This is a genomic window from Ardenticatenales bacterium (genome assembly GCA_020634515.1).
Classification (GTDB): Bacteria; Chloroflexota; Anaerolineae; order Promineifilales; family Promineifilaceae; genus JAGVTM01.
This window is the reverse complement of sequence record JACKBL010000001.1, coordinates 180952-201783: the sequence shown is the minus strand read 5'-3', so window position 1 is coordinate 201783 and position 20832 is coordinate 180952. Positions and strand designations below refer to the sequence as shown.

Genomic DNA, 20832 nt, shown 5'->3' with positions numbered 1-20832 from the left:
CCCAAAAAACGCGGAGGAATCGTTGCCCCCGTTTCTCCTTACGCCCCCGCCTCCTGCCCCCCCCAGGCTGATCATCCGCCCCCTGCGGCCCGCCGACATCCGTCCCTTGCACGCCGCCTGCTATCCCGACCACCCTTTTCGCGCTTTCGACGAAGCGTGCCTCCGCGCGCTCGCCGCTTATACCCGGGGGCGCTGCTTCCCTCTCATCGCCACGGTTCAGGAGGCTATCGTAGGGCGTGGTCAGCTTCAGATTTATGCCAACGCCGCCGAAATCGCCGATCTGTTGGTTGCCCCAGCCTACCGCGACCAGGGCATCGGCACGGCTCTGATCGCCGTCCTCACGAACATCGCCCGCCACATGCGCCGGCCTCTCCTGGAGATTGGCGTGATGCCGGATAATGTCCGCGCCCTGGCCCTTTACCAGCGGTTGGGTTTCACTATCAGCCGGGAAATCCGACTGCCACAGACGGGCAAAACGGGTATCATATTGGAACGTTTGCTGGTTATTGATTCGTGAGTTCACTGAAAAAACCGGGTTTTTCGAGTGTCCGGCCGAAATTACCAGAGTGGTTCATGTGTAAAAACCCGGTTTTTGGCCTTTCGGCATTTTCCAGGAGTACCCATGACCATTCGCAGCGACGACGTCGCCTACGTCAAACAACAATACCAAAACGACGAAAACCTCAACGTCCGCATTCGCACGCACGCCCTGTACACCGTGCCCCAGGTAGACTTCACCGCCTGGGTCCTAGACAAAATCCCCTGGCACGGCACGGAGCGCGTCATCGATGTGGGCTGCGGCTCTGGCGGCTACGTCGCGGCGGCACGGCAGCGGTGCGGCCACTACATCGCCGCCGACCTCTCGCTGGGGATGCTCCGCGGACTGCCGGCCCCGCCCCCCGACCGCGTTAATCTGGACGCGCAACGCCTCCCGCTCGCCGGCCACGCCTTCGACGTGGTCCTCGCCAACCACATGCTCTATCATGTCCCCGACCGCGGCGCCGCCCTGGCGGAAATCGCCCGCGTCCTGCGGCCCACTGGCTGCCTGTTGGCCGTCACCAACAGCGCTCAATCCATGGCTGAATTGAATCACCTGCGCCAGGACGCCATCCGGCGTCTGGGGGGAACAGGACCGCAAACGATCTGGCAAAATGCCGGCAACGCCTTTGGCCTGGAAAACGGTACGCCTGCTTTGGTACGCCATTTCGCCCACGTCGAACGGTTTGATCTGCACGCCGCCTTCGTCTTCCCCCAACCCCAGCCCGTCATTGACTACCTGGCAACGACACGCGCACGAATTGAACAGATGCTGCCGTCAGGCGTCACCTGGGATGACCTGGTTGCAACCCTGACGCAAATACTGCGGCAACACATCGCCGAACATGGCGCGTTCCACGTCAGCAAATTGTCCGGCGTCTTTATTTGCCGGCAACCCCGCACCCCCTAATAGTCACGCCATGCCCCCTCCCGCCGATCCCGTAAACTGGCTGCGCGAGCGCCGTTCCATCCGCCGCTATCGCCCGGAGCCACTGCCCCCATCGCTGCTGGACCAACTGCTTAATGCCGGCATCTGGGCCCCCTCCGCGCACAACCGCCAGCCGTGGCGCTTCGCCGTCATCCAAAACGACGCCATCAAGCAGAAACTGGCCGCGGCCATGGGCCAGCGGCTGCGCGCCGACCTGGCCGCCGATGGCGTGCCCCCCGCCATCATTGAGCAGGACGCCGGTCGCTCCTACGAACGCATCACCGCTGCCCCCGCCCTCATCCTCCTTTGCCTCAGCCTCGTGGATATGGACAATTATCCTGACGAAGCGCGCCGCCGGCATGAATGGGTGATGGCCGTGCAAAGCACGGCCATGGCCGGGCAAAATCTGCTGCTGGCGGCGCACGCCCTCGGGTTGGGGGCGTGCTGGATGTGCGCGCCTCTTTTCTGCCCGGATGTGGTGCGCCTGGCGCTGGACCTGCCGGACGACTGGCAGCCGCAGGGCCTGATTACGCTGGGTTTCCCCGCCGAAAGCAAACGCAAAACCCGTCGCCCGCCGGCGGAGGTTGCACGCTATTATTAGACCCACATGGTGGCAGCTAGCCCGCCCGTGGGCCGCGCTTGCCAAAGCCCTTGTCAAAGCCCCTGTTGACGCCCACATGGCCTTCGGCAAGCTCAAGCAACGGGCCAGGTCGTTGCCTTCCGGGTAGGTTTGTTGGTACAGGTACGGCGGAACAGTAACGAACCCACTAAACGCCTATTTTTCCATTGCCCACCCTAGAAAACCTTGATATACTACATTCCTTGTGGATAAATCGGATTTATCGGATAAATGCGGCCGCTAACCCATTCGTGGGTTGATCTTTTCGAAGCCCGTGCCCATATTGCCTTCGGCAGGCTCAAAGAATGAACCAATCTTTGGGGGAACTAAAACGCGCGTATGCAGCTAAGCAAACTCAAACCCGACTTTCTCAGATACCTGGCGGAACACCCGGCCACCAACGGGGAAACGCTACCTACGTTGGCGGATATTGGCGCGGAAATGGGCGTGAGCGTAGGGAAACTGCGCGAGCAGCTTGAGTTCGCGCGCCATTTGGGGCTTATTTCGATTCGCCCGCGGGTGGGCATGAAGCGTGAACCGTTTGATTTTATGCCGGCAGTTCTCCCCAGCCTCCTCTACAGCATGGCCACGGGCGAAGCCAGTTTCATGCAGTTCAGCCAACTGCGCCAGACCCTGGAAGCCGCCATGTGGCCGGAAGCCGTCGTCAAACTCACACCCGCCGACAAAACACAGTTACGCGCCATCATCGACAACGCCTGGAGCAAACTGCGCGGCGAACCCGTCCATGTGCCCAATCGAGAACACCGCGACCTGCACATGACCATCTTCACCCATCTCGAAAACCCATTTGTGCGCGGCATCCTCAATGCCTATTGGGAAGCCTACGAAGCCAGCGAACTGACGCGGCTGGCGGACTACGGCTACTGGTTGCGCGTATGGGACTATCACGAGCGCATTGTGGATGCATTGTGCCGCGACGATTTTGACGAGGGCCTGGAACTATTGGTTGCCCACTTCAAACTCCTTCCCACCTTGTCTCTCCCCCCCGTCGTAACAACACCCCATTCCCCCACCCAGGAAACACCATGACCCTCCGCGAAGAACTCCAAACCGAACAAGTGCAACATCTCAATCTAACGGATTTCAGCCGCGTCACCAGCGATACCACAATAGGCGCGGCTATTGCCGGCATGCGCGCCGAACATCATCACACATGCCTCGTCCTGTCCGCAAACAAACTCGTAGGCATCGTGACGGAGCGAGACATCTTGCGCAAGGTCATCGGCGGCGACAACCTGCACCAGCTCGTGACCAGCATCATGACGCCTGACCCGATCACCGTCACGCCCGATTTCCCCGCCGCCGATGCGCTCTGGCTCATGGACCGCAAGGGCATTCGTAACCTGCCCGTCGTCGATGTCACGGGCAAAATTGTGGGCAATATGACGCACAAGTGCATTCTCGACTATCTGGCGGCGCGCTACCCGACCGTCGTCCTCAACCGCCCGCCCGCGCCCGACCTGGTCGCCAGCACGCCGGAAGGCGGCTGATCACGCCGCGCGCGCGACGCAGCGATACGCGCTTTTCGTCATTCGTCCTTTTCATGGAGACAAACCACAATGAGTGATTCCACACCGATTTTGGAACAGGTCGAATCTATCGTGATTCGCTTTGCGGGAGACTCCGGTGATGGTATGCAGCTAACCGGAACCCAGTTTACGAATACGTCCGCCGTCTTTGGCAATGACGTGAGCACCATGCCGGACTTCCCCGCCGAGATTCGCGCGCCTGCCGGCACTTTGCCCGGCGTCAGCGGCTTTCAAGTCCAATTTGCCAGCACCGATATTCTCACACCCGGCGACGCCCCCGCCATCCTCATCGCCATGAACCCCGCCGCACTAAAGAAAAATCTACCGGAACTGATTAGAGGCGGCACAATCGTGGTCAACACGGATGCCTTCACGCAACAAAATTTACGCAAGGCGGGGTATGAAACCAACCCGCTCGAAGACGGCTCCCTCAAAGGCTATCGCCTGCTCACCGTGCCGCTGACATCCCTGAACCGCGAAGCATTGAAGGATATTGAAGGCTTGTCCTCAAAAGAAAAGGACCGCAGCCAAAACTTCTTCGCGCTCGGCCTCACCTTCTGGATGTTTGATCGCCGACTGGGGACAACGGAATCCTGGCTACGCAAGAAATTCTCGGGACGCCCGGAAATCCTGGAAGGGAATCTGAAGGCGCTGCGCATGGGCTACTATTTTGGCGAGAACACGGAGATTTTCCGTCAGAGATACCAGGTACGGCCCGCGACTTTGCCGGCAGGAACCTATCGCAAAGTCACCGGTAACGAAGCCATCAGCCTGGGACTCGTCACCGCCGCGCGCAAAATGGGCAAGCCCCTCTTCTATGGCGGCTACCCCATCACGCCCGCCAGCGACATCCTGCACGCCCTCGCCCCGCTGCGCCACTTCGACGTGCGCACCTTCCAGGCGGAAGACGAAATCGCCGCCATGGGGTCCATCATTGGCGCGGCCTTTGGCGGCGCGCTCTCCGTCACCGCCACCAGCGGCCCCGGCATCGCCCTCAAGAGCGAAGCCATGAACCTGGCGATGATGCTGGAACTGCCCATGATCATCATTAACGTGCAGCGCGGCGGCCCCAGCACCGGCCTGCCCACCAAAACGGAGCAGGCCGATCTGCTGCAAGCGATGTTTGGCCGCAATGGCGAAAGCCCCATCCCCATCGTCGCCCCGCAAAGCCCCGCCGACTGCTTCGACATCGCCATCTGGGCGGCACGCATGGCCGTGCGCGCCATGTCCCCCGTCGTTATCCTCTCCGAAGGCTTCCTGGCGAACAGCTCTGAACCGTGGCGCATCCCGGACGCTGCCGGCATCCCCGAAATCCCCGTCACCCATCCGGCGGGACGCGGCAACGGCGACGCCCCCTTCCTGCCCTACCAACGCGACCCTGAAACATTGGCCCGCCCCTGGGCGCTGCCCGGCACGGAGGGGTTGGAACACCGCCTGGGTGGCCTGAGCAAAGCGCCACAAACGGGCAACGTCTCCTACGACCCGCGTCACCATGAGCAAATGATCACGGAACGCGCCGCCAAAGTGGAACGCCTGGCGGACTTCGTTCCGCCGCTGGAGGTGTTTGGACCGCGCCAGGGCAAATTGTTGTTTCTGAGCTGGGGCGGCACTTACGGCGCGGTGCGCTCCGCCATACGCCAGGCGCAAAAGCGCGGCCAATCCGTCGCCCACGCCCACCTGCGCTTCATTAACCCCTTCCCGCGCAACCTGCGCGCCGTCCTCAGCCGCTACGACACCGTCGTCGTGCCGGAACTCAACGCAGGTCAACTGGCCTTCTTGTTGCGCGGACGTTTCCTGATGGACGTGCAGTCGCTGCCCAAACTGCACGCCCGCCCCTTCACCGTGAGCGAGATCAGCGCCCGCATTGACGAGATATTGAGCTAGCGATCATCCGCAAGATGGAGTCCTGACATGACCACACAAGCAATTCCCCTCAACCTTTCGCGCAAAGATTTCGTCTCCGACCAGGAAGTTCGCTGGTGTCCCGGGTGTGGGGACTATTCGATTCTGGCGCAGGTACAAAAGGTGCTGCCGGAATTAAACGTCCCGCGAGAAAACATCGTCTTCATTTCCGGAATTGGCTGCTCCAGCCGCTTCCCGTATTACATGAATACCTACGGCATCCACAGCATCCACGGGCGCGCGCCCACGCTGGCAACCGGCCTGGCGATCAGCAATCCTGATCTGCGCGTTTTCGTGATCACCGGCGACGGCGATGGCCTCTCCATTGGCGGCAACCACCTGATTCACGCGCTGCGGCGCAACATCAATCTGAACATCCTCCTCTTCAACAACCGCATCTACGGCCTCACCAAAGGGCAATACTCGCCCACGTCCCGCCAGGGAGCCAAAACCAAGTCCTCTCCCATGGGGGCCATTGAGCAGCCCATCAACCCGATTGCCCTGGCGCTGGCTTCGGAAGCTACGTTTGTCGCCCGCACGCTGGACGCGCACACCGCACACCTGGGAGATACGCTGCTGGAAGCCGCCCTGCATCGAGGCTCGTCCTTTGTCGAGATTTATCAAAACTGCGTCATCTTCAACCCGACGGAGTGGGAAGGATGGACGGATCGCAAAGTGCGCGACGACCATCTGATCTACCTGGAACATGGGAAGCCGCTGGTATTTGGCAAGAACCGGGACAAAGGCATTATCCTTGAGGGTTTCCGCCCGAAAGTGGTGGAATTGGGCAACGGCTTTACGGAAGCGGACTTGCTGGTTCACGACGAGACCTCCAAAGAACTGGCCTATATCCTGGGCAGCATGGAACATCCCGAATTCCCCGTACCCCTGGGCGTTATTCGTCGCGTCCACAAGACCACCTATGGCGAAGGTCTGCGCCAGCAAATTGAGACGGCCACGGCGCAGCGCGGCGTGGGCGACCTGGACAAACTGTATCGCGCCGCCGATTCCTGGACGGTGGACGAACACGCGACTATTGAACCGAGCATCCAGGGACAATTAGCCGGCAACCTGGACGAAGCTTACGTGGACGAATTGGACCAGGAGCGACCGGAGCCAACAGCGGAGGAAGCGTGGTTGGCGACGGATGTATTGGCGAATCTTTCGCCCAAGCAGCCCATTATGGTGCAAGCGGGGACGTCGGTGGCAAATGCGGTGCAGATGATGAACACGCACCGGATTGGCTGCGTGGTGGTCACGGATGACAGCGGCGTTCTGTCGGGCATTCTCACGGAGTATGACATCTTGATGCGTGTTGCGGGGCAGGTAGAAGACCTGAGCAAAGCGCATGTAGACGATTACATGACGCGCAATCCATACACGTTGATGAACAACGCCCCTATCGCTGAGGCGATACACTTGATGTCCGATCATGGTTTCCGGCATCTCCCCATTGTGGACGAGCGCCGGCATCCCATCGGCATCATTTCCTTCCGCGATGTGGTCCACTATTTGAAAGGGAAACTAAATCTGGGGTCTCGGACCAAACCCTAAAGGTCTTGGGGACCTGTAGGGTTTACGTCGATAAGCTCAGCCCCCGAGAGGGTTAGCAGTTACGTATGATTTACCAAAGGAGTATATATGCTCAATGAAGCGCGGACAGCGCCAACTGAATCGGCAGCCATGGAGAGGTCTATTGTAAATGACTTCGCCATAAACGTTGCCACGACGAATGGAACAGGGAGCCAGACATCTAATCTGACGCTGCTGCGCGCCTTGTTCAAAATGGGCATTCCCGTGAATGGGAAGAATATCTTCCCGTCTAATATCCAGGGACTGCCGACCTGGTATCAGATTCGCGTGAGCGACAAGGGGTATGTGGCACGACGGGAAACGTCGGAGATTTTGGTAGCTTTCAATGAGGTGACGGCGTTGCAGGATTTGCAGGAAATGCCGGCACACAGCGTATGCATCTACAACGCCGACTGGCGCAATCCTCCTCAGCGAGACGACGTGACCATGTATGGCATCCCCGTGAACCAGTTCCTGCGCGCCGCCGGCGTGCGCGGGCGCATCCGCGACTACATGGCAAACATGGTGTACGTGGGCGCGGTTTCCTTCCTGCTGGGTATTGAACTGGACAGAATCGAAGAAGCGTTGGGCTATCTCTTTGGGCGGCGGCAGAAGTTGGTGGATAGCAACATGCAGATCGTGCGCCTGGCCTATGACTGGTCCGTGGAAAATCTGCGAAAGCAAGACCCCTATCGTGTCGAACCGATGGATGCCACGGCAGGCCAGATTCTGATCACGGGCAACGAAGCGGCGGCGCTGGGCGCGGTCTTCGGCGGCGTCTCCCTGGTCGCCTGGTACCCCATCACGCCCTCCACCAGCCTTGTGGACAGCCTCAACGACTACCTGCCCCGGCTGCGACGCAACCCGGAAACAGGCGAAAACAACTTCGTCGTCATCCAGGCGGAAGACGAACTGGCGGCCATTGGCATGGTCATTGGCGGCGGTTGGGCCGGCGCGCGCGCCATGACGGCCACCTCCGGGCCGGGCATTTCGCTCATGGCCGAGTTCGCCGGCCTCTCCTACTTCGCCGAAATCCCCGCCGTTATCTGGGACATCCAGCGCGTCGGCCCCAGCACGGGGTTGCCCACGCGCACCGGCCAGTGCGACACCCTGTTTGCCTACTACCTGGGGCACGGCGACACCAAGAACGTGTTGCTGCTGCCCGCCAGCGTCGGCGAATGCTTTGAGTTTGGCACCACGGCGCTGAACCTGGCGGACGAATTGCAAACGCTGGTGATGGTCCTGAGCGACCTGGACCTGGGCATGAACAACTGGATGACCGAGCCGTTCGCCTATCCCACCGAGCCGATTAAGCGGGGCAAGGTTTTGAGCGCGGAAGAGGTGGCGGCGAACGGATTTGCCCGCTATCGGGACCTGGATGGGGATGGCATTGCCTACCGCACCCTGCCGGGCAATGAAAACCCACTGGCGGCGTACTTCACCCGCGGCACGGGACATAATGATGCCGCCGTTTACAGTGAACGGCCCGACCATTGGCAGGCCAATATGGCCCGCCTGGCGCATAAATTCGATACGGCGCGCACGCTTGTGCCCGCGCCCATAACGGATACAACAGAAGGCGCGGAGATTGGCATTATCGGCTATGGCACAACCATGTACGCCATTGACGAAGCCCGCGACCGACTGGCGGCGGCGGGCGTACCCACGAGCTTCATGCGCCTGCGGGCACTGCCCATCAATGGGGATGTGCGCGATTTCGTGGCGCGGCATGAACGTGTCTACGTGGTAGAGCTAAACCGCGATGGACAAATGCACAATATTCTGACGACGGAAATGCCGGACATGGCCACAAAACTGGTGTCATTGGCGCATCTGGATGGAATGCCTTTGACGGCGCGTTGGGTGGTGGAAGCCATACAGGAAAAGGAGCAAGCATAATGGCGACGCAAACACAACGGGGGGCAAGAACGAATCTTTTGGGGTTGACCCAGGCGGATTATAAGGGGCGTCCTTCTACTCTGTGCGCGGGCTGTGGGCATGATTCCATTGCCAGCCAGATCACGGCTGTGGCGTATGAGTTGAACCTGCGCCAGAATGAGATCGTTAAGTTGAGCGGCATTGGCTGTTCCAGCAAGTCGCCCGCTTATTTCCTGGGCATGTCGCATGGTTTCAACGCGCTGCACGGGCGCATGCCGTCAGTGGCAACGGGGGCTTTACTGGCAAACCATACGCTACGCGGCATCGGCGTCAGCGGCGACGGGGACACGGGCAGCATCGGCATGGGGCAGTTTAAGCATTTGTGCCGCCGCAATGTGCGCCTGGTGTACATTGTGGAGAACAACGGGGTGTATGGGTTGACGAAGGGGCAGTTTTCGGCGACGGCGGATCAGGGTCAGACTTTGAAATATGCCGGCACAAACCCCTACCCCCCCATCGATCTCTGCGCCGAAGCCATCCAGGCCGGTTGTGGCTTCGTCGCCCGCTCCTTCTCCGGCGATCCCAAACAGGTGCGCGCCCTCCTCAGTGCCGCCCTGAACCATCGCGGCACCGCCGTGCTGGACATCATCAGCCCTTGCGTCACCTTCAACAACCACGACGAATCCACCAAGAGCTACAGCTACGGCAAAGAGCATGAAATCCAACTCCATGAACTGGACTTCGTGCCCCGGCAGGAAGAGATCATGATCGACGACTACGCCCCAGGCGAAGCCAAAGAGATCGCCCTCCATGACGGCTCCATGATCGTCCTGCGCAAATTGGAAGCGGACTACGATCCCACCGACCGGGCGCGGGCGCTGGCCCGCCTTTATCAAGCGGAGCAGAACCGCGAATTCATCACGGGCCTGGTTTACTTTGATGACAGCCGCCCCTCATTCGCGGAAGTGAGCGAATTGAACACGCACCCGCTGGCCCTGCTCCCCGACGACAAACTGCGTCCACCCGCGTCCGCTCTGACGCAAATCATGGACCAGATGCTTTGATTTCCCCTGAAGAAGGGTCCAATCGAGAAGATTGGACCCTTTTAACTTGAGTCTGGCGAATTCCACATAGGGTGAACGGAGTCGAGGCTTTAGCCGGGTCAACCGCCATGTGTGGACCGGCTGAAGCCTCCACTGCAAAAACGCCAGAGTCCCGCCTTTCAATACACCAGATCGCCGCGCAGAAAGGCGGCGGTTTGCGCCTGTGTCGGGCGCGCGAAAAAAGCCGACGTTTCCCCCACCTCGACCACTTCTCCCCGCAGCAGCAGCGCCGTGCGGTGCGCCACGCGCCGCGCCTGAAAGATGTTGTGCGTCACCAGGACCACGGTGATGCCGCGCGCGGCATTCTCCTCGCGCACAATCGTTTCAATCAGACCCACGTTGTACGGGTCCAGATTGGCGGTCGGTTCATCCAGCAGCAGCACGCGCGGCTGCATCACCAGCGCCCGCGCCAGTGCCACCCGCTGCGCTTCCCCGGCGGAGAGGCGGCGCGCGTGCTGGCGCGCCAGGTGTTGCAGTCCCAGTCGTTCTAACCAGCGATCCTGTTCCGCCTGGGGCAGTTTTTGTCCACGCAAAGAGAGTCCGTAGGCGATATTGCCGGCAACGCTGCGACTGAGCAACCCCGGACGCTGAAAAACCGTCGTCACCTGGCGGCGCAAGGACAACGGCGGCGGCCAGGAAACCGGCCTGTTCTCATAGCAGATCTCGCCGGCGGCGGGGGGTTCCAGAAAATTGAGCAGCCGCAGCAGCGTACTCTTGCCCGCCCCGCTGGGACCAATCACCGCCAGGATTTCGCCGCGCGCCACGGTGAGGCGGTCAATGCGCAGCACCTGGCGACCATCGTACTGCTGCCGCACGTCCGCCAGCGCGTAAAGAGGCTGGCTCATCGCCCCTTCCCCCACCACTGTAAATGAAAAAGCGCCAGGTTGGCGCAAAACGCCAACGACAGCAAGATAATGCCCAGCGCCAGCGCCAGGGCGAAATCCCCTTTGCGCGTCTCCAGCACGATAGCCGTGGTCAACACGCGCGTGCGACCGGCGATGTTGCCGCCGACCAGCATTACCGCGCCCACTTCGGAGATGATGCCGCCGAAGGCCGCCAGGACCGCCGCCAACACGCCCATGCGGGCTTCATGCAGCACGGCCCGCGCCAATTGCCAGCGCGTCGCACCCAGCGACACAATCTGCAAGCGCAACTCCATATCCACCCCCTGGAGCGCCGTCATCGTCAGCCCCACGACCAGGGGCAGGGCAAGGATGGTTTGCGCCATGATCATGGCCGCCGGCGTAAACAACCAGTCCAACCCGCCCAGCACGCCTTGATTGGAGAGCAGCAGGTAGACGAACAGGCCCACGACCACGGGGGGCAGCCCCATGCCTGTGTAGATGAGGGGTTGCAACAGGCCCAGGGCGGGGATGCGCGGGCTTAGCCCCAGGATCGTGCCCAGGGGCAGTCCGAAAAGCAGGGCAAAAAGCAAGGCCGTTCCCGTGACGCGCAAGGTGAGGAGGAGGACGGCGAAGAGTGCCGGATCGCCGGAAAGGAGGAGGCGCAGGGCTTCCTGGAAGGCGCGCAGCAGAGTATCCATGTCAAAAGCCGGAAATGTGCGTGGCTAACGGTTGCGCCACGGTTGTGAGTCAGGGTAGAAAAGGGGCTGCCCGAATTTGTCTACGCCAAAGTCGGCGATGATTTGCTGCGTTTCCACGGAGGTGAGCCAATCGGCGAAATCTTTGGCCAGCGCTTCGTTGATGCCGCCTTTGTCGGGGTTGACGAGGAGGACGCCGTAGGGGTTGAGGAGGGCGGGGTCGGCGTTGCCGGCAATTTGCGTGCCGCCGACCATAACGACCAGGTTGGGCAGATTGGCTTGCTGCGACAGGAACGTGCCTCGGTCCGTGAGGGTGTACGCGCCGACTTCGTTGGCGTAGGTGAGGGTTGCTCCCATGCCCTGGCCGAGGGAGGCGTACCAGTCGGCGTTGGGGTCGGGGGTGATGCCGGCATTCATCCACAAACTGATCTCTTTAATATGGGTTCCGCTGTCATCACCGCGTGAGGCAAAGGGGGCCTGGGCGGCGGCGATGTGGGCAAGGGCGGCGGCGGCCAGGGTTTCACCTTGAATGCCGGCAGGATCATCCGCCGGCCCGACCAACACAAAATCGTTGTACATTACATCAAAGCGAGCCGTTCCGTGCCCATCAGCCAGGAACTTGTCTTCGCGGGCGCGGGCATGGACCAGCAGCACGTCCGCGTCACCCGCTTCTCCTAGCGCCAATGCTTGTCCCGTGCCCACGGCGACCACATCCACGCGCGCGTTATATTCGGATTCAAATGCCGGCAATATCGCCCCCAGCAAACCCGAATCATCCGTACTCGTCGTCGTCGCCAGCCGCAGCACCTGTGGATCGGGCTGCCCACAGGCTGCTAGCAGGAAAACGAAAAGGAACAAAACACAAATACGAACCAGGCGGTGCATGGATTTTCTCCTTTAGTTGGTGGATGCGGGTCTTTCCAATGTTGGTGAAACGGGGGGTAGTTTAGCGGGGCGGCTGATGGTTGTCAAAACGGTTCACGACCACCTTCCCAGAAGCTGTCTGGCCGCGCAAGGACTTCAATGACGAGACGCTGGGGGCTTGAAATCGAGCTTCCGGGAAGGTTTGTTGGTACATGAGCAAATTCTCGTAACTGCTAAGTGGCTGTCCGCAATTAAATTAGCGGAAATGTGCGGACAGCTTGTCAGTAACCGTCCGTAAAAAGCGTGAAGTTACTTTTGGGCGGTTACTAAGGACTGACGATGAAATAAAGTACGGAATTGCCTCGTCAGTTTGAAGGAACGGTAAGGAAATGACATGGCCAGCTTCTTTAATTTCCGCTCCTAAAGAGATACCGCATCGTCTATTGACTTCTTTCGCCGGGCATGTTATATTGCTCATAACGCGGTGCGTCATAAGCTCTTGTTGCGCCGCGTGACAACTGAAGAAAGGCTGTCCACTATCGGTGGTCGCGGACTTGAAAACGACAATCAGGGCTGGTTCAGGCTCGACACTGGACTCTGCCAGGGACAAGGACCCATCCGGCGCATCGGTCGATCTAAGGCTTGTTCGGAATTTGAATGATCCTATTCCATACCGAAAAAGCCTCAAGCCAATCCAGAAAATCGCGCCTTTTCCGGATCGATATTTTCCTGGATTGGCCTAAATCCATTGACGGATGCACCCTTACGCGATCAATCGCATCGCTATCCTGGAGGTAATAATGATGACAAAGACAAACGGCGCAAAGCCACAAATGATCGAAGTTGTGGAAGAAAAAGAAAATATGGTTGTCAGCAGCACCCGCAAAATGGTGCTAGCGGGCCTGGGATTCATTTCTTGGGGGCAGGACACCCTGGATGAGTCGCAAGATTGGCTTGTGGAGTTTTTTAACAAACTGGTTGAGCGGGGCGAGTCGCTGGAGAAAGACGGGCGCAAAATGCTGGACGACCTGATGAAACAGCGTAAGAGCCAGGCGCGGGAGGCGACGGATAAAGCCGAAGCTGAGCTGGACAAACGGCTGGAAGAGTTGCTGACACGCATGAACGTGCCCACGCGCGAGGACATCAAGGAGTTGACGACGCGAGTCAATGCCCTCAACCGAAAGGTAGACGAACTGAGAAAGACAACTGCCTGATTGGGCACCGGCGCGGGGCTTGAGCCGTGTCAAGGCCGGCAAAAGTTCCTCAACAAGCCTTCCCGGAAGCGCGAAACAGCTTTTGGGGAAGGCGGCAGTCAGGGAGATGGCAACCCCATCTCCCTTTTTTGTATCAGGATGGCGTGGGCGTACTCTATCGGGCAGGGTATAGCCCAGGAGTCTTACGACGAGTCTTGATGGGCAGATGGCGAAGTTGTCTGGCTCGGCTATAATAACTTCCGTGAACCTGATGCCGGCATTAACGCAACAGGTCGCACGTCCGCAATAACCGCAGCGCAATGCACGGGCAGGAACAGATGTGTGCGTTTGCCGGCCCCCAGCGAGAACCTGACCACATTCATGCCCCGCACACTGATTTGCAGACCATTGTCCGCTACGGAGGGAATAATGGCCATCATCAAGCGTTACCCGAATCGCAAACTGTATGACACAGAGGCCAAGAAGTACATTACTCTGGATGGTATTGCCGAATTGATCCGTGATGGTCAGGAAGTTCAGGTCATGGATCACAGCACGGGGGAAGACCTGACAACGCTCACGCTCACCCAAATCATTTTTGAGCAAGAAAAAAAGAAAAGCGGCTTCCTGCCCCAGTCCGTATTGACGGGACTGGTGAAGGCGGGGGGAGATCGATTGAGTTCATTGCGCAGCGCCCTGGCCGCGCCGTTGGACCTGATTCGCCAGGTGGATGATGAAATTGAGCGCCGCATTCAGGCGTTGATCAAGAAGGGGGAGTTGGCGGAAGAGGAGGGACGCCGGCTGCGCGACAAATTGCTGGCGCAAACACGCCGCCTGCCCGACTTTCCCGCAACGGAGGAGCGCCTGGAGGAACTGCTAAGAATGCGTGGATTGCCCACGCAGCAAGATATTGCCAGCCTGGCAGGCCAGCTTGATGTGCTCACAAGCAAATTGGAGCACTTGAATCAACTGGTCATCCCCAACGAAGACGAGGAGAGAGAGCAGTCGCTATGATGAAGATTGCGGGGTCGAACAGCCGCACTTTTACCTTTCCCGCCGACATCCAGACGGCGATCAATTTCTATCGTGACCTCACCCGACTTGTAGATTTTCTCCCACACATCAATATGCACGAACCGCTAGGCGACGAAAAATTTCGTATGATCTACAGCGCAACGGAAATGGGGGCTTACGAAATCACGATTGTTTGTGACGTGCAGATGGTTGTGTCCGAGGATGAGGGCGTTATTCGTGTGGTGCCGGTTGATGGGTTCACGCCCGTCAAGGCCAAGGCATCTTTCAATTCCTCCCAGGTTCAGGGATATTATGCCAGCGAGTCGGTATTCGTTCCTGACGGGGCACGGCGGACGATAATTGAGTACACATTTGAACTGCTCGCCAATCTTCCTCGTCCCAAGGGATTGCGATTTATGCCGGCAGTCATGGTCGAGGGTATCGCGCAAAATATCACCCAATGGCGACTGCGCGAAATCGTAGATGGCTTTATCGAACGGTCAATTGCCGCCTTTCCCGCCTGGCAGGAGGCGCAGCGAAACGGGCATGCGCTTCGAGATTGATGTGAACATTCGGGCAACGCCGGATGTGGTATGGCAGTTCATTACCGATGCCCGGGCCATGGGGGGGTGCGTGGCGGGATTGGAGTCGCTAGACGTGGTAGAGCCAGGTCGTTTTCTGGCAACGTTGATCGTGCCCGTGGGGCAGGTGCGCCTGCCGTGCGCGGCGGAAGGTGCCTGGTTGGACCGGACCGCGCCGTGGCAAGCAGCACTGCAAGTGCGCGTGGCGGTGGGGCCACCAACGGCCATCCAGGGCGCGGAACATCAAATCGTGGCGCACAATCGGATGCATTTGGTGAATGGGACCGCGGGCGTAACCAGGATGCAATGGCGTATGGACGTACATTTGTGGGGAAATTATGCCGGCATTCCCCCTCACCTCCTCCATCCCATCATCCAAAAACAAAGCCTATCCTTCTTCACCTGCCTCAAACACCAGATCGAAAACCAGGCCATCCCCGCCAAACCACACCCCAACGTCTAAAAAACGCCCACCAGCCGTGGGCAAAACGCAGTCACCCCCGAAAAAAGTAGGGTATAATTCCGCCCTTGTTGTCCACCCTACGTCCGAGGTAAAACACTTATGGAAATCATCCAAACCGTTATCGAATTCATCTTGCACATCGACAAACACCTGAGCGTGATCATCAGCGACTACGGCACCTGGACCTACCTCATCCTCTTCGGCATCGTTTTCATGGAAACAGGTCTGGTCGTCACCCCCTTCTTGCCCGGGGACTCACTCCTGTTCGCGGCAGGCGCATTTGCCGCCCTCGGCTCCCTGCACATCACCTGGCTCATCCTTCTCCTCATCGCCGCGGCCATCATCGGCGACAGCGTAAACTACCAAATCGGCCATTACATTGGCATTCGCGCCTTCAGCGGCACGGTCCGTTTCCTCAAACCGGAATACCTGGAGCGCACGCGCCTGTTTTATGAAAAACACGGCGGCAAGGCCGTGGTCCTGGCCCGTTTCGTCCCCATCATTCGCACCTTTGCCCCCTTCGTCGCCGGCGTCGGAGCCATGCACTACGGGCGCTTCCTCGCCTTCAACATCGTCGGCGGCATCACCTGGGTCCTTCTTTTCACCCTGACCGGCTATTTCTTTGGCAACCTGCCCATTGTACGCGACAACTTTAGCCTGGTGATCATGGCCATCATCCTCATCTCACTCGTCCCCGTCGTTTACGAAGCCGTCAAAGCCCGCACCGGCGCGGAACATGCGTAACGCTTCACCCTGCCCGGATGCTGGTTGATTTTTGAAAACAAACGGGTAATCGCACACACGCTGCTCCTGTCTCTAGGGAAGGGGTAATAATGTACGAGGGGCGCTCCGCGCCTCCCACCCTCTCGAAATAGCCCCCTTCCCCCCGCGGGGGAAGGGGGTTGGTCTTGCTTAAACCGCCCGACGTGATTACCGAAGTTATTTCATAACGGCTAAGCCAGATTGGACCAATTTTCAAAAAGCGCGTAGTTACGCTATTTCTTAAAGTTCAAGTAGCTTCCTGGAAGGTTTTTCCCCTAGACAAAAACACCATAATCGTTTATACTGCCACCAACTGGTCAGACCTCTTACCAGAAGATGGTGTTATATGAATTGGCAACCAATACAACGACCGACGGAAGTCGCCGAATCCCGCCTGATCGCCGCGATTCTCACGGGCGAATTCCAGATGAATAGCAGTTTGCCCTCAGAACGCGATCTTGCCGCGCAGTTGGGCGTCACCCGCCCCACCTTGCGTGAAGCGTTGCAGCGATTGGCGCGGGATGGCTGGATCGACATTCAGCATGGCCGCTCCACGCGCGTACGCAACTACTGGGAAGAGGGCAACCTGGGCGTCCTGGAAGGGTTGGCGCGCCACCCGGAACACGCGCCCGCCGATTTCGTGCCCAATCTGCTGCAAGTGCGCCAACTGCTGGCCCCCACCTATGCGCGCCTGGCCGTGGCGCGGCGCGCCGCCGCTGTGTGCGCGCTGCTGGCGGACTATGCCAACCTGACGGACACACCCGACTATCTGGCAAAGGCGGACTGGGAACTGCACCGCCGCTTAACGATTTTGTCGGGCAACCCAATTTTTACGCTCATTTTGAATGGGTTTGGCGAGTTATATCAACAGATGGCCGTGGTGTATTTTAGTTTGCCGGCATCCCGCGAAAGCTCTCGCGCCTACTATGCCAGACTGCTGACCGCGGCCCAGGCCGGCGACGCCGCCGCCGCGGAACAGTACACCACCGCAGCCGTCACCGAGAGTTTGCAACTTTGGCGTCGGGCCATGTATAGCGCGGCGCTTCCGCCCACGGGAGGGAAAAGATGAAACGATGGAATGGTTGGGGAGATGAGATGGTTGTAATGGAAATGCCGGCATCCGCCGCCACCTATCTCGCCCAAAAAATCGGCCCCGGCACACCCTACCCCGACGCCGCATTCACCGACGTCGTCGCCCGCGTGCCCCCCACGCGCCTGCCCGCGCACCCCCTCATCACCACCGACCCCGCCGAGCGCGCCCGCCACGCCCGCGGCCAAAGCCTGCCCGACTGGATCGCCTTTCGCTCCGGCTACATCGACGCCTTCCCCGACGGCGTCGCCTACCCCACCAGCCGCGAAGACGTGCGCGCCCTACTCACCTTTGCCCAGGAACACCACATCAACCTCATCCCCTACGGCGGCGGAACCAGCGTCGTCGGGCACATTAACCCCCTGCCCAGCGACGTGCCCATCCTCACCATCAACCTCTCCCGCCTCAACGCCCTGCGGGAACTGGACGAAGAAAGCCGACTGGCAACCTTCGGCGCGGGCATCCTCGGCCCCGACCTGGAAGCCGCCCTGCACGCCCGTGGCTACACCCTCGGCCACTTCCCGCAATCGTTTGAATACGCCTCCCTCGGCGGCTGGGTCGCCACCCGCTCCAGCGGGCAGCAATCCTACTACTACGGGCGCATCGAAGAGTTATTCGCCGGCGCGCACCTGGAAACCCCTGTCGGGCCTCTGGACATCCATCCCCTGCCCGCCAGCGCCGCCGGACCCGATTTGCGCCACCTCATCCTCGGCAGCGAGGGCCGCCTGGGCATCATCACCGATGTGACCGTACGCATTCGCCCACTGCCCCAGACCGAGAGCTTCCACGCCGCTTTCTTCCGCGATTGGGAAACAGGCGTGGCCGCCGTGCGAGACATCGTGCAGGCCAAAGTCCCCCTCTCCATGCTCCGCCTCAGCGACGCGCAAGAGACAGAAGTCACCCTCACGCTGTCGGGCAAAGAGCAGCTTCTGCAATGGGCGGACCGCGGCCTCAACTTGCTCAGCTACGGCGACGAACGCTGCCTCCTCCTCTACGGCGTCACCGGAGACAGCCGCCTCACCGCCGCCGCGCTGCGCCGCGCCAACAGCCTCATCCGGCAGCACGGCGGCCTGCCCACGGGCCAGACCATCGGCAAAATCTGGGAACACAGCCGCTTCCGCAACCCCTATTTGCGTAATACCCTGTGGGAGCATGGCTACGCCGTGGACACTCTGGAGACGGCCGTACCCTGGTCCGCCGTCATGGACACCGCCGCCGCGCTTAAATCGGCCATCGCCGCCGCCAGCGCGGACGCGGAAGAACAGGTGCTGGTTTTCGCGCACCTCTCGCACGTCTACAACGATGGGGCCAGTATTTATGTCACCTATCTTTTCCGCCGTAATGCCGATCCGGCGCGGACGTTGGGGCATTGGCACGAAATGAAGCGGCGAGCCAGTCAGGAGATCGTGGCCCACCAGGGCACGATCAGCCATCAACATGGGGTGGGAATGGATCATGCGCCGTATTTGCCGGCAGAAAAAGGCCCCCTGGGCATGAGCGTTCTGGAAAATGTGCGCCGCCTCTTCGACCCGGAGGGCATGATGAATCCGGGCAAACTGCTGGCGGACGCGGAGGAAATATAGGTAACGCACACCTTCCCGGAAGGTGTATCGAGCTTCCACGAAAGCTGGGGCAGAAGGGAAAAGATTATGTGGAGCGGGGATTGGCGTGACACAGTTTGGGCGCAATTAGCGCATCCGTGGGATGTGGTCGTCATCGGTGGCGGGATTACGGGCGCGGGTATTTTCCGCGAGGCGGCGCGCGCGGGACTGCGCGTGCTGCTGGTGGAGGCGCGGGACTTTGCCTGCGGCACCTCCAGCCGCTCTTCCAAACTGGTGCATGGTGGCCTGCGCTACCTGAAAAACGCGCAGCTCAGGGTCACGGTGGAATCCGTGGGGGAGCGAGAACGGCTGCTGGAGGAAGGACGGGGTCTGGTGCAGCCTTTGGGCTTCCTCTACGTCCACTTCCACGGTGACAAAGTGCCGCCGTGGATGTTTGGCGCAGGGTTGGCTATCTATGACCTGCTGGGGCTGAAATGGGGACACAAACGGTATGATAACGAGGGCATTCTGCATCTGGCCCCTCATCTGACCACGGAGAATCTGGCGGGCGGCTTCCGCTATTTCGACGCGCAAACGGATGATGCGCGCCTGGTGCTGCGCGTTATTCGTGAAGGCGTGGCGGATGGGGGCGTCGCCCTCAACTACGCGCCGGTGACGGGGCTGCCGCGGCGGCGGGATGGGCAGGTTTGTGGCGTGAGGTTGCGCGATGCGTCGCCGGCGGGCGGCGGGCGTGACGCGGAAGTGCAGGCCCACGTGGTGATCAATGCCACGGGGGCCTGGGCGGATGGACTGCGGCGGCAAATTGGCGGCGACGAACGGTTGCGCCAACTGCGCGGCAGCCACCTGGTTTTCTCCGCGCGGCGGTTTCCGTTGACGCGCGCGATCAGTTTCGCTCATCCCACGGACCAGCGCCCCGTGTTTGCCATTCCCTGGGAAGGGGTAACGTTGTTTGGCACGACGGACGTGGACCACGATGCGCCCAATCTGCACGATCCGGGTATGAGCAGCGCGGAGATGGATTATTTGTTTACGGGGCTGACGGCTGCGTTCCCGGCATTGGCGTTGGCGGAGGAGGATGTCGTGAGTACGTTTGCCGGCATTCGTCCCGTCATCGACACCGGCAAAGCGGACCCCTCCAAAGAATCCCGCGAACACGTTCTCTGGCGCGAAGATGGGTTGCTCACCGTGGCCGGCGGCAAGCTGACCACCTTCCGCGTGATGGCGCATGATGCCCTGAACCAGGTGCGGCGGGAACTGCCGGGCAAACCGGCGTTTCGGGAGCGGGACCGCGTGCTGGATGAACCCGCCGATCCAGGGTCGTTGGCGGATGGTTTGCAGCCGGGGATGAAGTTGCGATTGGCGGGGCGATATGGTCGGGATATGCCGGCATTACTCGCCGCCGCCGCCCCCCATGAACTCACCTTCATCGCCGACAGCATCAACCTCTGGGCCGAACTGCGTTGGGCCGCCCGCGCCGAAGGCGTCGTCCACCTGGAAGATCTGCTGCTGCGGCGTGTGCGTCTGGGACTGCTGCTGCCGCGCGGTGGCCTCGACTGCCTCCACGAGATTCGGGCCATCGCCCAACCGGAACTTGGCTGGGACGACGACCGCTGGGAACAAGAAGAAGCCGCTTATCGCCAGTTATGCCGGCAACGGTACAACCTGCCAACCTGA

General features: G+C 60.2%; 20 protein-coding genes. 17 read left to right on the top strand and 3 right to left on the bottom strand.

What is annotated here, in order from left to right; translation table 11 throughout:
- The first annotated feature begins 22 nt into the window (after window positions 1–22).
- The 9 genes from H6650_00830 (at window position 23) to H6650_00790 (ending at window position 10050) form a co-directional block, all read left to right on the top strand.
- Window positions 23–517, top strand: coding sequence for a GNAT family N-acetyltransferase (locus H6650_00830; protein ID MCB8950534.1), 495 nt, complete (start codon window positions 23–25; stop codon window positions 515–517).
- 105 nt (window positions 518–622) lie between these two features.
- The gene (locus tag H6650_00825) at window positions 623–1447 is read left to right on the top strand and encodes a class I SAM-dependent methyltransferase (protein MCB8950533.1); all 825 of its coding nucleotides are present in this window, start codon (window positions 623–625) and stop codon (window positions 1445–1447) included.
- Between the two features lie 10 nt (window positions 1448–1457).
- A complete protein-coding gene (locus tag H6650_00820; GenBank protein ID MCB8950532.1) occupies window positions 1458–2066 on the top strand; it encodes a nitroreductase family protein in 609 nt (202 codons plus the stop codon).
- A 357-nt stretch (window positions 2067–2423) separates the two neighbouring features.
- Window positions 2424–3134 carry a FadR family transcriptional regulator gene (locus tag H6650_00815; GenBank protein MCB8950531.1) on the top strand — a complete coding sequence of 237 codons (711 nt, stop codon included), beginning with the start codon at window positions 2424–2426 and terminating at the stop codon, window positions 3132–3134.
- Complete coding sequence (locus H6650_00810; GenBank protein MCB8950530.1) at window positions 3131–3595, top strand: CBS domain-containing protein; 465 nt, start codon at window positions 3131–3133, stop codon at window positions 3593–3595. Before H6650_00815 ends, H6650_00810 begins: the two co-directional genes overlap by 4 nt.
- Window positions 3596–3664: 69 nt before the next feature.
- Window positions 3665–5518, top strand: coding sequence for a 2-oxoacid:acceptor oxidoreductase subunit alpha (locus tag H6650_00805; GenBank protein ID MCB8950529.1), 1854 nt, complete (start codon window positions 3665–3667; stop codon window positions 5516–5518).
- A 27-nt stretch (window positions 5519–5545) separates the two neighbouring features.
- The gene (locus tag H6650_00800) at window positions 5546–7090 is read left to right on the top strand and encodes a CBS domain-containing protein (GenBank protein ID MCB8950528.1); all 1545 of its coding nucleotides are present in this window, start codon (window positions 5546–5548) and stop codon (window positions 7088–7090) included.
- 87 nt (window positions 7091–7177) lie between these two features.
- Window positions 7178–9007 (top strand): 2-oxoacid:acceptor oxidoreductase subunit alpha, encoded by a 1830-nt coding sequence (locus H6650_00795; protein MCB8950527.1) that lies wholly within the window; start codon window positions 7178–7180, stop codon window positions 9005–9007.
- The gene (locus H6650_00790) at window positions 9007–10050 is read left to right on the top strand and encodes a 2-oxoacid:ferredoxin oxidoreductase subunit beta (protein ID MCB8950526.1); all 1044 of its coding nucleotides are present in this window, start codon (window positions 9007–9009) and stop codon (window positions 10048–10050) included. The genes H6650_00795 and H6650_00790 overlap by 1 nt, the downstream gene beginning before the upstream one ends.
- A gap of 158 nt (window positions 10051–10208) precedes the next feature.
- Here the strand turns inward: H6650_00790 and H6650_00785 are convergent, their stop codons facing one another.
- The 3 genes from H6650_00785 to H6650_00775 are packed head-to-tail and all read right to left on the bottom strand — an operon-like array spanning window position 10209 to window position 12514.
- On the bottom strand, window positions 10209–10934 hold the full coding sequence (locus H6650_00785) for a phosphate ABC transporter ATP-binding protein (GenBank protein ID MCB8950525.1): 726 nt from the start codon (window positions 10932–10934) through the stop codon (window positions 10209–10211).
- The gene (locus H6650_00780; protein MCB8950524.1) at window positions 10931–11632 is read right to left on the bottom strand and encodes an ABC transporter permease; all 702 of its coding nucleotides are present in this window, start codon (window positions 11630–11632) and stop codon (window positions 10931–10933) included. The genes H6650_00785 and H6650_00780 overlap by 4 nt, the downstream gene beginning before the upstream one ends.
- Before the next feature lie 24 nt (window positions 11633–11656).
- Window positions 11657–12514, bottom strand: coding sequence for a substrate-binding domain-containing protein (locus H6650_00775; GenBank protein ID MCB8950523.1), 858 nt, complete (start codon window positions 12512–12514; stop codon window positions 11657–11659).
- Window positions 12515–13293: 779 nt separating this feature from the next.
- Here H6650_00775 and H6650_00770 point away from each other — a divergent pair.
- The 8 genes from H6650_00770 (at window position 13294) to H6650_00735 (ending at window position 20832) form a co-directional block, all read left to right on the top strand.
- The gene (locus tag H6650_00770) at window positions 13294–13707 is read left to right on the top strand and encodes a phasin family protein (GenBank protein MCB8950522.1); all 414 of its coding nucleotides are present in this window, start codon (window positions 13294–13296) and stop codon (window positions 13705–13707) included.
- A 408-nt stretch (window positions 13708–14115) separates the two neighbouring features.
- Entirely contained in the window at window positions 14116–14700 is a 585-nt protein-coding gene (locus tag H6650_00765; protein MCB8950521.1) for a pesticidal protein Cry15Aa, read from the top strand.
- On the top strand, window positions 14697–15263 hold the full coding sequence (locus H6650_00760) for an SRPBCC family protein (GenBank protein ID MCB8950520.1): 567 nt from the start codon (window positions 14697–14699) through the stop codon (window positions 15261–15263). Before H6650_00765 ends, H6650_00760 begins: the two co-directional genes overlap by 4 nt.
- Window positions 15247–15744 carry a hypothetical protein gene (locus H6650_00755; protein MCB8950519.1) on the top strand — a complete coding sequence of 166 codons (498 nt, stop codon included), beginning with the start codon at window positions 15247–15249 and terminating at the stop codon, window positions 15742–15744. Before H6650_00760 ends, H6650_00755 begins: the two co-directional genes overlap by 17 nt.
- Before the next feature lie 99 nt (window positions 15745–15843).
- Window positions 15844–16488, top strand: a complete 645-nt coding sequence (locus tag H6650_00750) for a DedA family protein (GenBank protein ID MCB8950518.1) — start codon at window positions 15844–15846, stop codon at window positions 16486–16488.
- A 364-nt stretch (window positions 16489–16852) separates the two neighbouring features.
- Window positions 16853–17575 carry a fatty acid metabolism transcriptional regulator FadR gene (fadR, locus tag H6650_00745; protein ID MCB8950517.1) on the top strand — a complete coding sequence of 241 codons (723 nt, stop codon included), beginning with the start codon at window positions 16853–16855 and terminating at the stop codon, window positions 17573–17575.
- The gene (locus tag H6650_00740) at window positions 17572–19179 is read left to right on the top strand and encodes an FAD-binding oxidoreductase (GenBank protein MCB8950516.1); all 1608 of its coding nucleotides are present in this window, start codon (window positions 17572–17574) and stop codon (window positions 19177–19179) included. The genes fadR and H6650_00740 overlap by 4 nt, the downstream gene beginning before the upstream one ends.
- A gap of 66 nt (window positions 19180–19245) precedes the next feature.
- Window positions 19246–20832, top strand: coding sequence for a glycerol-3-phosphate dehydrogenase/oxidase (locus tag H6650_00735; GenBank protein MCB8950515.1), 1587 nt, complete (start codon window positions 19246–19248; stop codon window positions 20830–20832).

Excerpts from the sequence above, each read along its gene's own strand:
- H6650_00825 (MCB8950533.1), top strand. The coding sequence starts at position 623 with ATGACCATTCGCAGCGACGACGTCGCCTACGTCAAACAACAATACCAA.
- H6650_00820 (MCB8950532.1), top strand. The coding sequence starts at position 1,458 with ATGCCCCCTCCCGCCGATCCCGTAAACTGGCTGCGCGAGCGCCGTTCC.
- H6650_00815 (MCB8950531.1), top strand. The coding sequence starts at position 2,424 with ATGCAGCTAAGCAAACTCAAACCCGACTTTCTCAGATACCTGGCGGAA.
- H6650_00810 (MCB8950530.1), top strand. The coding sequence starts at position 3,131 with ATGACCCTCCGCGAAGAACTCCAAACCGAACAAGTGCAACATCTCAAT.
- H6650_00805 (MCB8950529.1), top strand. The coding sequence starts at position 3,665 with ATGAGTGATTCCACACCGATTTTGGAACAGGTCGAATCTATCGTGATT.
- H6650_00800 (MCB8950528.1), top strand. The coding sequence starts at position 5,546 with ATGACCACACAAGCAATTCCCCTCAACCTTTCGCGCAAAGATTTCGTC.
- H6650_00795 (MCB8950527.1), top strand. The coding sequence starts at position 7,178 with ATGCTCAATGAAGCGCGGACAGCGCCAACTGAATCGGCAGCCATGGAG.
- H6650_00790 (MCB8950526.1), top strand. The coding sequence starts at position 9,007 with ATGGCGACGCAAACACAACGGGGGGCAAGAACGAATCTTTTGGGGTTG.
- H6650_00785 (MCB8950525.1), bottom strand. The coding sequence starts at position 10,934 with ATGAGCCAGCCTCTTTACGCGCTGGCGGACGTGCGGCAGCAGTACGAT.
- H6650_00780 (MCB8950524.1), bottom strand. The coding sequence starts at position 11,632 with ATGGATACTCTGCTGCGCGCCTTCCAGGAAGCCCTGCGCCTCCTCCTT.
- H6650_00775 (MCB8950523.1), bottom strand. The coding sequence starts at position 12,514 with ATGCACCGCCTGGTTCGTATTTGTGTTTTGTTCCTTTTCGTTTTCCTG.
- H6650_00770 (MCB8950522.1), top strand. The coding sequence starts at position 13,294 with ATGATGACAAAGACAAACGGCGCAAAGCCACAAATGATCGAAGTTGTG.
- H6650_00765 (MCB8950521.1), top strand. The coding sequence starts at position 14,116 with ATGGCCATCATCAAGCGTTACCCGAATCGCAAACTGTATGACACAGAG.
- H6650_00760 (MCB8950520.1), top strand. The coding sequence starts at position 14,697 with ATGATGAAGATTGCGGGGTCGAACAGCCGCACTTTTACCTTTCCCGCC.
- H6650_00755 (MCB8950519.1), top strand. The coding sequence starts at position 15,247 with ATGCGCTTCGAGATTGATGTGAACATTCGGGCAACGCCGGATGTGGTA.
- H6650_00750 (MCB8950518.1), top strand. The coding sequence starts at position 15,844 with ATGGAAATCATCCAAACCGTTATCGAATTCATCTTGCACATCGACAAA.
- fadR (MCB8950517.1), top strand. The coding sequence starts at position 16,853 with ATGAATTGGCAACCAATACAACGACCGACGGAAGTCGCCGAATCCCGC.
- H6650_00740 (MCB8950516.1), top strand. The coding sequence starts at position 17,572 with ATGAAACGATGGAATGGTTGGGGAGATGAGATGGTTGTAATGGAAATG.
- H6650_00735 (MCB8950515.1), top strand. The coding sequence starts at position 19,246 with ATGTGGAGCGGGGATTGGCGTGACACAGTTTGGGCGCAATTAGCGCAT.